Source organism: Algoriphagus sp. (assembly GCF_024642405.1).
Lineage (GTDB): Bacteria > Bacteroidota > Bacteroidia > Cytophagales > Cyclobacteriaceae > Algoriphagus.
Map to the genome: position 1 here is coordinate 1 of NZ_JAHEBC010000114.1, position 11563 is coordinate 11563.

The 11563-nt window shown below is 35.4% G+C and carries 4 protein-coding genes and 1 pseudogene; 1 reads left to right on the forward strand and 4 read right to left on the reverse strand.

All coding sequences use genetic code 11. From position 1 onward, the window contains the following. From Q0L68_RS10400 to Q0L68_RS10415, 4 genes and pseudogenes are all read right to left on the reverse strand, one after another. A pseudogene (locus tag Q0L68_RS10400) lies at window positions 1-576 on the reverse strand (hypothetical protein); the annotation flags it as partial. A gap of 172 nt (window positions 577-748) precedes the next feature. Beyond that, entirely contained in the window at window positions 749-6040 is a 5292-nt protein-coding gene (locus Q0L68_RS10405) for an ATP-binding sensor histidine kinase (RefSeq protein WP_296702621.1), read from the reverse strand. Between the two features lie 98 nt (window positions 6041-6138). Continuing rightward, a complete protein-coding gene (locus Q0L68_RS10410; protein WP_296702623.1) occupies window positions 6139-8382 on the reverse strand; it encodes a carotenoid oxygenase family protein in 2244 nt (747 codons plus the stop codon). A gap of 311 nt (window positions 8383-8693) precedes the next feature. Beyond that, a complete protein-coding gene (locus Q0L68_RS10415; protein ID WP_296702625.1) occupies window positions 8694-10901 on the reverse strand; it encodes a tetratricopeptide repeat protein in 2208 nt (735 codons plus the stop codon). A gap of 129 nt (window positions 10902-11030) precedes the next feature. On the opposite strand from Q0L68_RS10415, the gene Q0L68_RS10420 reads away from it, so the two are divergent. Further along, window positions 11031-11342, forward strand: a complete 312-nt coding sequence (locus Q0L68_RS10420) for a hypothetical protein (protein WP_296702628.1) — start codon at window positions 11031-11033, stop codon at window positions 11340-11342. Window positions 11343-11563 lie beyond the last annotated feature (221 nt).

Genomic DNA, 11563 nt, shown 5'->3' on the forward strand with positions numbered 1-11563 from the left:
GGACTGCATGGATTTTAACTCATTTAAAGTTTTAATGAGCTCCTCCTTTTGAGCATTAATTTCAGATGTACGCTCAGCTACTTGAATCTCAAGTTCTGATTGAAGCTTTTGGGATTTTTTGATTTCAAATTCCTTTTGTGAGGCTTTGATTCGTTCCTCTTCTAAAGCTTTCCGTTGCCTTCTGTTGATGATGAATTGGGCAAACAACCAAATCCAAGCAAATAAGGATGCTGTTCCATACCAAGTTTCATAAGAAGCGTAAAAATCCTTATTGATCAGAATAGTTAAGTCTTCTAGAAAATCTATTGCCACTACGGGAAAAAAAGCATTGACATAGATTTTAATGGGATTAAATACCGGTATTTTAAATGCGGCATAAACAATCCCAAGATTAATGATATGTGCTATCCAACGAAGAAAAACATCAGGGCCATCAAAAACTATCTGGACGATAAAAAATATTAAAGCAGCTACAAATGCTTTAAAAAAAACATCTACCCATTCAGGGTAATTATTTTTTGTCTCCTCATGTTGTTGTAGATACCTGAAAGCAAATATCTGTAGTAGAAAATTCATTTTTGAACTAACCTTTTTTAAAAATTTTTAGATCCTAAGAAGCAAAATAAGAATAATTTCGGTTCTAGTCGATGCTCTAAGCTTTGCAATCCTAAATACTTATTTTTATTTCCCGGTTTTTCGGAGAATCAAAAGTTTAATTTTACGATCAAAATATTCAGAAAACCATTATCTAATCATTACTTATTGGGAGAATAATTGTAAACACCGAACCTTCACCTTCTTTACTTTCCATGATGAGTTGGCCTCCATGCGCTTGCACAATATCATATGCCAGGGATAAACCCAGACCTGTTCCAAAGCCAGTAGGCTTAGTGGTAAAGAAAGGTTGGAAAATTTTCTCTTTAATGGGTTCAGGTATTCCAATTCCATTGTCTATAATAGAAACTTTTACTTGGGGACCTGAAACCGGGTCTTTGATTAAGGCAGTAGTAACTTTTACAATTGGCTGGAAATCGTCACTGGTTTCATTGTTTTTAATTGATCTGTCCAAAACAGCATAAAACCCATTATTCAAAAGGTTTAGAAGTACTTTTCCGATTTCTTGAGGAATAACATTCACTTTAGGTAGATCCGCATCTGTCTGAATATCCATTTCAATCTCCAGATCTTTAGAAATTGCATTTTTGTACTTCGCCAAAAAACTATGATAAGAAATCCTAAGAAACCCATTTGCTAAAGCATTCAAATCTGTTAGTTCATGTCTTCCTTGACCTTGTTTGCTGTGCTCGAGCATATTCTTCACTATGGCATCAGCTTGAAGTCCATGTTTTCTGATTTTTTGAAGATTGGATTTAACGTCAGAAAGCAATTCATTTAGAATTTTCTCATCCCGTTCTTCTATAGATTTACTGTACTCCAAAAGAATTTCATCGATCATCTCATCACTGACCTCTGTAAAATTGTTTACAAAATTTAAAGGGTTTTGTATTTCATGGGCAATTCCAGAAGCTAATTCTCCCATGGAGGCCATTTTCTCGGAATTTACTAGTTGTCTTTGAGCCTTTTTTAGATCTCTCAGGGTTAATTCCAGGTCTTCTTTTTGAAGTTGTAATTCAGCTGTTCTAAGTATCACTTTCCTTTCCAAATTATCATAAAGCTGAGCATTTGAAATAGAAATTGCGATCTGAGTGGAAAGTGTTTGAAGCAGTTCTTTATGAGAAACTGTGAAAGCTCCCATGGAAAGAGAATTTTCCAAATACAAAATAGCCATTAACTTTCCTTGATGAATGACTGGAAGACATAAAATGGATTTTACTTCTACTGATTTTAAAAATGGGATCAATCCAAATTCAGGATGGTTTTGAGCATCCTCTAATAACAATGATTTTTGGCTATTTAGGACATAATTGATTATCTCCTCTGGCAATTGAATGGAATTGGAAGGGTATGGTATGCTCTGAAGAACCTTGTAGGATCTTGGATTGATGACACCTTCAGCTTCTATTTTCCAAACGTCGTCAGTTTGCATTATAAAATATCCTCTTTCAGCACCAGCATTTTCAAGGACTACTTCCATCATTTTGCTAAGTACTCCTTTTAGGGTTACTTGTTGGGAAATGGCTGAAGAAGCTTTTATAAGGGTGTGAGAATCGAACATTTCCAAAGATTGGATAGTCCTGGTTGTCTCACTTATCGTTATGCTTTTTTGCTTTTGCCCTTTTTGGAAAAGTGTAGGGTAGATTTCTTGTAATTGATTTACCTTTTTTGTTGCCCCATATTCCAGATAAGTCAAATAAGAGTCTTTTAGATAAATCTCGCCAATTCTGGTTTTTCCATGATTTAGCATCATGATTCCAGCTTTTTCAAAAGCAATTGCTTTCAAAGGCAACATTTCCTGTTTTGTGGTCTGGGTAATAACAGAGTCATAGAGCTCTAGAGCATCCAAAATATGCCCTTCTTTATCCTTTTTGATCGCACTAATTAAATCTATTCGAAATTGAAAGTTTTCTGGGATCGAGGAGTTCCATTTTTCTAAGATGACAACTGATTCTTCAATGGAATTTTGAAGTTCTTCATCAGGATTTGAAAAGTCTATCAAATCAAGCGCTATCAGCGGAAGATAAATGTAATAATCTGCTAAAACGACGGAACCAGGTACGGCAGAAAGGTAGTTTTTTGCATTTACCAAGTAATCATATGCTCCTTTTGGGTTCCCTAATAAATAAGATGAAAATCCTTTGTAAAGGTAAAAATAGAATCTGCCGAAATAATTTTGCTCTTTTTCTAAAAGAGAGAAAATACTTTCTTCAGATTCAAAAGTTGTTAAGTGTGAAGGTCCTCCCAAGTCATTGATAAGCTGATAAAAGGTGAGAATGGTGCTTTTTACAAAAAGATTTTTTGTTTTTTCAGCAATTTTTAGCCCATGATACATTCTTTCATCTAATACAGCCAATGAATTCCCAGCGGTGGTAACTACTTGGCCGAGGCCTGAAATATTATACCCGGCAAATTGAAGCTCGCCTGATTGAAGACCTGAAGAGAGACCCTCTTTTAAGTATCCATATGCATCTTTTGCAGGCCTTGCATAAATGTTAAGAAAAGCTCCGAGAACAAAACAGGTATTACTTCGCTGTCTTAGACTTTTTTGATCTTTGGAAAGCTGGTAGGATAGATTTCCAAAATCAAATCCTTGCTGGTAATCACCAAATGCCAATCCACATAAAATTCCGTAGGAGCTAAAGGCGGTACAGCTTTCGGCGACATTCCCATTTTCTATAGAATTGGCTGTACTTGCTAACACAAGATAGGTCCACAAATTACTTTGTCCACCCAGAAAGGCAGGGGAAAGCATGTTTACGATCAATTTGATTTTTATGCTGGAAATTTCACTTGGAGAGATGGTTCTGTTTTTTAGAAGGTCAAGTGGTTTTTTGCCTTCCATTAATGAAATAATAGTTCCAAAACCCTGGCCAATTGCGGCTTCAAGTTCACTTTCTTCGGGAATAGTTAATCCAATTAATTCCAATCCTTTTCTTCCAAAATCCAAGGCTTCCTGGAATTGAATTTTCATTGTGGAGAATATGATAAGCTGATTATATATCAAGGCTTTTTCATAATTAGAACTTGCAAAATTTAGAACCTCATTCGCCAGTTCAAGGGCCTTGTTTTGATCTCCTGAAATAAACTCGACTTCAATTTGAGTGAAAGAAATATTCCATATTAAATCATATTCTTTTACCCATGGATTTTTGTCTTGGAGAAGCTCACTTGCTAGTTTTAATAGCTTCAAAGATTCATCGAAGGCTACAGCATCTCTAGCTTTGATTCCAGCCTCGTAATTATACTTAGCAAGCTCAATTTGTTTCTTTGGATCAGTGATTAATGATTTGGCCCGATTTAATTGATTAGTGATGCGAAACACCCAATCTTCTTTCGATCTATCTAAATGTTTTTCAAAGAATTCGCCAATTTCTAGATGTACTTTTTCTTTATCATCTAGATATAAATAGGCTGCTTGTTGAATTCTATCGTGAACAAAGAAATAATTAACACCATCAAATAATAGAAAAGAGTCATTTAATGCAGGGGATAGTTCTTCCCTCAAAGCTGATTCTTTGAGACCATTGAGACCGGCTAATTCTGCAGCTTTAAAAAGATTTCCCATAGCCGCTCCCGTCCCTAAATAATACCTGACATTTTCTGGCAATTTTTCCATTTGCTTCATCAGGAAATCCACCACATTTTCAGTAGCACTTTCGATCGCTATTTCAGATTTATTCCATTCCCATCGCCCTTTTTTAGAGTCTGAATAAATCAATCCTCTTTCATATAAACTTTCAATAAATCGATGGACATAAAAAGGATTCCCATTGGTCTTTTCATGAATTTGCTTGGAAAACTCTTTTACCTCAGAGTTTTTTCTCATGAGGGAGTAAGCCAAAATATTATTGATTTCAGAGATAGGCAGCAGTCCCAGTTCCATCTGATTTACAATGAAACCAGATTTTTTCAGATCCTTAAGCATACTCTTTAAAGGATGATCTTCGGTTACTTCATTTCCGCGATAGGCACCTACGATGAAAAATGTTTGATTTTGATTATTCTTTAAAAGCTGCGAAAGTAGATTCAAACTGGCTAAATCGATCCATTGTAAATCATCCAGAAATAAGGCAATTGGATAAGGCTGTGAGGTAAATACCTTGATAAATTCGGCAAATACATATTCAAATCGGTTTTGAGACTCCATCGGAGTGAGAGCTTCAAAACCGACTTGGGGGCCTATAATTTTCTCTAATGTTGGAAATACATCCGTGAGCAATTTTCCATTTTGGCCCAATGCGTTGATAAGTCGGTCCCTCCAAAAAGATAAGGCCTTTTTGTGTTCACTCATTAATTGGGAGAGGAGACTTTCAAAAGCCTGAATCAAACCACTATATGGAATCGGTTGATTCAATAGCTCATATTTTCCATGAAGGAAAAAACCATTCTGCTCTATAACAGGTTTTTTTAGTTCCTGAATCAGTGCTGATTTTCCAATTCCAGGACTTCCACTTACCAGAAGAAATTGTGTTTCTTTTCTATTTAAACAAGTATCCCAATAGTTGAAAAGTTGCTTCAACTCTTTTTCTCTACCAAACAGTTGGCGTGGCATTCTGAAAATGGTGGAGAAGTCATATTCTGCTAATTTGAATTCGGGGATATCACCTAATTCATCATAATATTTTGCACATTTCAACAAATCCTTTTCTAGACCCTTTGCTGACTGATATCTATCGTCTGCAGATTTTGATAATAGCTTGAATATGATTTTCTCCAGTACTGCTGGAATATTGAGTAAATACTCTTTTAGAGGTGGTGGAGGGGAAGCAATATGCTTATGAATGATCTGGAAAGAATCTTCACTGTCAAAAGGAAAAACTCCGGATAATAACCTGTAGAATAATACTCCCAGTGAATAAAAATCGGTTCTATAATCTGTTAATCTATTAATTCGACCTGTTTGTTCTGGGGATAGGTAATGAATTTTTCCACCCCCGATTCTTTCTGAACTTATTTTTAAAAAAGAGGCTGAAACCCCAAAATCAATTAGGCGAATATTTGAAAAATCTTTAGCTACTAAAATATTGTCCGAGCTTATATCTCTATGGACAATTTTTTGTCTATGCATTTCACCAAGTGCATGGGCGATTCTTGGGGCAATTTTTAAAAAATCCTCGACAGATAAATGGTTGTTGTTCTTTACATAGTTATCAAGTGAAGTTCCTTCAAAGAATTCTTGAACTATCGCGAATCCATTTCCAATACGGATTAGCTCTAGATATTTAGCCAAGCCATCACCTGAAATTTTTTCTCCTAAATTAAATTCATCTTTTATCCGCTCTATTTTCTGTGGAGAAGGAAAATCGTCAGAATGAACTTTTATTATGACTTTATTTCCCGTTTTATGGTGTACAGCCTCATAAACAGAAGTTTCAGTATCTTCATAAAGCTTATTTTTCAATAAGTATTCTCCTATATTCATTTCCTAATCACCGATATAAGTAGTTATATCACAATACTTTAAATTCAAAAATTGAATTAAGGAAATTAATATTTTTTCCCTTATCGCACAGATTTTAATTAAAAATGAGGATAAACTTCTTTTTCAAAGAAATCTTGGATTTTGTGTTTATCCAACCAAATTTTATCAATCATATGCTGGTAATCTTCTTTCACAGGGACATTGTAAGGATTATCATCATTGGACTCTAATGAATCTGTCCAAACTGAATGAAGTGTGAATGCAAAATTAAGCTCGGGATGCGAAAGCACTGTTTTTGGCCCTTGTTTAAGGTTTGCTGCATCGAATATCCAAACCTCTCTAAAGAAGTTTTTTACGCCATCTATTTCGTCCTCGTTAATCATGAGAACAGTAATATAGCCATCAATCCCAGGTCTAGAGTTTACGCTACCGTTCCTATGTGTAAATTGAAGAGATCTGATTTCGTACCCCTGTGGGAATTGAAAGTAATCTTCTAATTCAAAGCTTTGGGCATTTAATCTCACTAGTTGAAACGGGATTCCCTCTTCGGATAATTCTTTAACTTTTTCTGCAGGAATTTTTCTGTTGGGATAGTCCTTGTAAAGTTCGTAGATAAATTCAGTTAGTCTTCTAGGTTCTAGCCCATAGCACTGGAAGAAAATGTCCGTTATCTCGTTACTAGGGATACTTCCTGAAATTATATCTCTAAATGTGTAGATTCCAACTCCCCAGGTATGTGGGCCCAAATCTTCCGGATGATCCAATTTACCAGTAGAATCTAAAATATTCTCAGAAATCAAACTGCCTTTTTCACCATCTATTTCATATTTACTAATACGTCCAATGTCCATGACTCCAGCCGAAATAATCCCAGCCGTATTAGGTTCAATATCTGATCCACTAACCAACTTGTCAAAAGGTCTGACCCATTCTGCCAGGCATGCGGCACTATTGCTTGCCCCATAAAGCGTCAATTTTCCATTTGGATTTTTATAGTTTAGATAACAATGGATAAATTCTGGTTCTAGTTTAATTTGTTTTGCGACAACAGTCTTTGAAGCAGTATTTAGATCTTTTCTAGCTACTATGTAAACATAAGTGAAAGATTCTTGGGGAACAGTCGTATGTTTCCTGATGAAATTGTCAATTTCCGGATTATGTGGAAATGGATTGTTAAACATCACATCCATCGAAAGTTTGAAAGCTGCATCAATAAAAACGAAGTAATCTTCGGAAAGCGTAGTTTGATGACAGCATTGAGTGATTTTTAGGTCTTCTCCTTTTTCATCCACTAACCTCCAAGATTTAAGAGATTTGGAACCATCAAAGACATGAAGATATACCTCATCCTTTACAGAAAATTCATTTTGAGGGATTCCTAGAAAAGAGAGAATATCACCGAAAATCTTAGAAACGGAGTGTTTTAATTTTCTAAAGAATTTTTTGAACTTACTTTCATGAGTCGGGCGATTTTTATGAACATTCTGAAAATATTCATTTAACTTTTTCTGAGCTTCCTCTTTATCCTGGATGGAGCTCCAACTTTTTACTTTTTGTTCTAAATCCTTTTCAATAGAATCGTGATGTAAGTGGAGTGAAGGCCATAAATTTGACTCTTTTAGCTGCAATGCAGTCGACTTAGTATAGTTTACAGAAAAAAGTTCTTTTGTGATAGGGTCAAATGCAGGATGAGCAGTAGTCTGTAAAACTGGAAACGGCCAGGGTACTATTCCTGGAACACCATTAATATATTCTTTAATATAACCTATGGCTGTTTTAATTTCTAAGGTTTTGGAATCGAACTCATATGGCCTCCCAACATCTGTCGTGGCTACTAGCCTGTCATATTTATCAGTTCCATACCGGATAGGAGTAATGGCAGTAGACAATAAATCACTACATCCAAGCCAAAAAGAAAGTCTTGTGATTCCAAGATTTTTAAAGGCACTAAAACTTTGTTCCCATTTAGGATATTGAGGATGACTTCCGTGTTTTAATGCATTGTCTGCGAAATATGCTGGTGGCTTCAAGAGCCTTGCTTTTAAAAAGGCTTTTCCTGCCTGGTCAAAGTCATATCTCATGACAAAACCACCTCCTAAGAGAATCGGAGAGGCAAACTCCGGGTTTCTGGTTCCATCAGGATTATTCTTGGGATAAGGATAGGCAGAATTGACAGAACCGCTGGAGGAATTAATGAAAACGTGACCAGTTATATCTTGAGGTAATTCACCATAAATAACTGAAAGCTCTAAATCTAAATCTTCACGTGTAGATGAAATTAAAGGTCTAACAGGAAGTTTTAAATCGGCTCTTCCTTTTTGTAGGATTTTGAGTTGAAACATAATAAAATTGAAAAATGGTTGTTGTTTATCAAGATAAATAAAACATTTCTTATTTCAGGTTTTATTTTCATCACGATATCTTTGAAAAAACAGGAATAAAAATTGAACTATATACTCAGTGAATTTACTGTCGTAAGACTTTTTTTAGCTACTTACTATAGACATTCGGATTTTGAATCAATCTTTTAAAAATTAGAAATCCTTTAAGAGTTTAGATTTATGAGGAAGATTCTGCTAACTGTCAAGTACCAAATTGGAAGTTATATTACCTAGGATAATTTAGTAGGAAGGTAAAATGACTCTTCAGCGATTTAGAGTTTTAACAAGATTATAAATTCGGTTCCTTCCCCTTCTTTGCTTTCAAACTTCAATTCACCTCCTTGTGCCTTTATAATATCATAACTTAGACTTAATCCCAAGCCAGTTCCTGAACCAGAGGGTTTTGTAGTAAAAAATGGCTGGAAGATTTTTTCTTTGATAGATTCTGGGATGCCATTTCCATTGTCTTCAATAGAAATCTGCACTTCTAAATCTCCTGACTCCGATTGGGTTGTTTTTGTTTTAACAGATATAAACGGATTATATGAATCCTTTCCTTCAGATGATCCAATCGGTGAATTCAGGGTTACCTGGGGAAATGATTTGGCCTTTTCATTCACTGCATAAAAAGCATTATTGATCAAGTTTAGAAGTGCTTTTCCGATATCTTGTGGAATAACTGAAATTTTAGGAAGTTTTGGATCAAGTTCAGTCTTAAAATCGGAATGAAAACCTGGAACCTTTGCTAAAAAAGATTGGTAGCTCAAGCGAAGGTATTCATCCACCAGAGAATTGATATCGGTATATTCTGACTTTCCAGTTCTACCTTTACTATGTTCCAGCATTGCTTTGACAATTGCATCAGCCCTTTTTCCATGAAGGAGGATTTTATTTAGATTTATTTTGATGTCATTTGAGATGACTTTTACCTCGTTAAGATCACCTTTTTTGATTTCCTCGTGCAGGTCTTCTATCATCTCATTACTTACTTCTGAGAAGTTTTTGACAAAGTTTAAAGGGTTTTGAATTTCATGCGCTATTCCAGCGGTAAGCTCCCCAAGGGAAGCCATTTTTTCGGATTGAATGAGCTGAAGCTGTGTTAACTTAAGTTGATCAACGGTCTTTACCAGTTTTTCATTTTTATTCTTTATTTCCTCATTTTTTTCTTTTAGAGTATGAAAAGCTTTATCTAGCCTATTTCGATTTCGGAAAACAAGGAATAGGATTATCACGAAAGTGAAAAGTCCTGCAAAAGCTGAAAAAGTAAGCCACCGTTGCCTTAGGTTTGCCTTTTCAAATTCCAATGTTTTTTTAGAGAATTCGTATTCGGACTCAAGGTTCGCTGCCAAACGCTGTCCTTGCGCAGTATTGATACTGTCATTAAAAGACTTGAATAACTTGTATTTATCCAGCGCTTCCTCATATTTCCCCTCCGCTTCATAGATTTTAGCCAAAAGCTCATTTGCATTTCTGAGTTGAGTAGTTTGGCCCATCTTTTCGGCTTGTTCCAGTCCTTTATTTGCATAGATTGAAGCTTCCTCTAGGTTTCCTTTTTTATAATATAATTCTGCCAGCCCTACCAAAGAGTGAGAATATGGAACTCCGTACCCTTTTTCTTCAGCGATAGTAATTGATCGGCGATATAAACCCTCTGCCTTTTCAGTACTGTCCATGGCAGCATAAATATCTGCCATTGTTCTGGCAGTCATTTCTATAAATTCTGGACTTTGTAATTCCAATGCTGAGGAATAGCCTATTTTCAGATTTTTAAGCGCTTCAATAGGTCTGTTTTGCCGGAGCTCCACATCCCCTATGTTGTTATAAGCAAGAATTTGCCTTCCTTGGTTTCCCAGATCTTGATAAATACTTAGCATCTCCTGATACTTTGCCTTAGCATCTTCAAACTTTTCCTGTTCAAAATAAATAAGTGCAACGTTATTTAATGCAGCGGCTTTTACATTTAAATTCCCTGTTGTTTCAGCACCTTTTATGGCGTCAAAAAAATTTATGAGGGCCTCCGTATAGTTTCCTAAGTTATAATAAACCAGCCCTATATTATTTAGAATTCCAGGGACTAAGCTCTCATTAGAAAGCTCCTTAGCAATGTTCAATGAGTTTGTATAATATTCGATTGAAGCCACGAATTCTCCCTTGTTTTGGAGGGCATTTCCATAAATTTTTAATGCTTCCGACTCTCCCTTTTTATAATTTGCCTCTCGGCAAAGCTGAATCTGTTTATCCAGAAAATAAATAGCGCTGTCAGGATTACTTTCTGCCAACATAAATCCTAGCTCATTGCCCTTATTGAGATATAAGGTATCATTTTCGTATCCTGGTTTGGAAGATAGTTTGATTAAATCTTCCTTCAGGTTTTCTATTGTTTGGGCATATACGGTACTTGAAAAATGAAACAGTAGAACAAGCACAAAAAGTGAAGTCACCTTTAAATTCATTAGATGAAATACAAAAATGCTTTTCATAAATTAAGTATGGTTAATAGAGGGTGATCGCTGGGTTTTACATGATCAATCTTCGATCTATAAAAATTTGGATTTTTGACCTAAAAAACTACCTTTATTTTATATAAATTGTATTTTAAACTAAAAATCATGAAAAGATATTGTTCTACGTCTAATAATACTTGGTTCTTATTTCTAATAACTGAATTAGAATCTCAAGAAGAATCAATAAAGGCAAGTATTTTATCTACTTCAACTCGAAGTGGTGAGGATGAAAGTAATGAAGAGGCTGATTCTTCAGAAAGTTTTGGTGATGAAAATGAGGAATCTTCTGAGGGGATGGTAGATCCAGCAAGAACCAGAGTTGTAGATCCAGCAAGAACCAGAGGAGTAGACCCAGCTCGTACTGATGAGGAAGTGGATCCAGCCAGAACAGACTTTGTAGATCCCGCTAGAACTTAACATTATAAAAATCAATTTTAAAATAATGGACCCTTGAAAACTTTTTGATAGGGTCTTTTTTTTACTTAAATCTTTGACTTAGTGTTATCAAAAGAAGTTTTATGTGTATATCCGCAATTCTACCAGTAAGGAGACTAATGCAATACAAAATAAGCTCAACTGTAAATTTTAGGCTGCTTCGGTCTTCGGTCATCGGTCTTCCGACCAGATAAGCAAAGAAT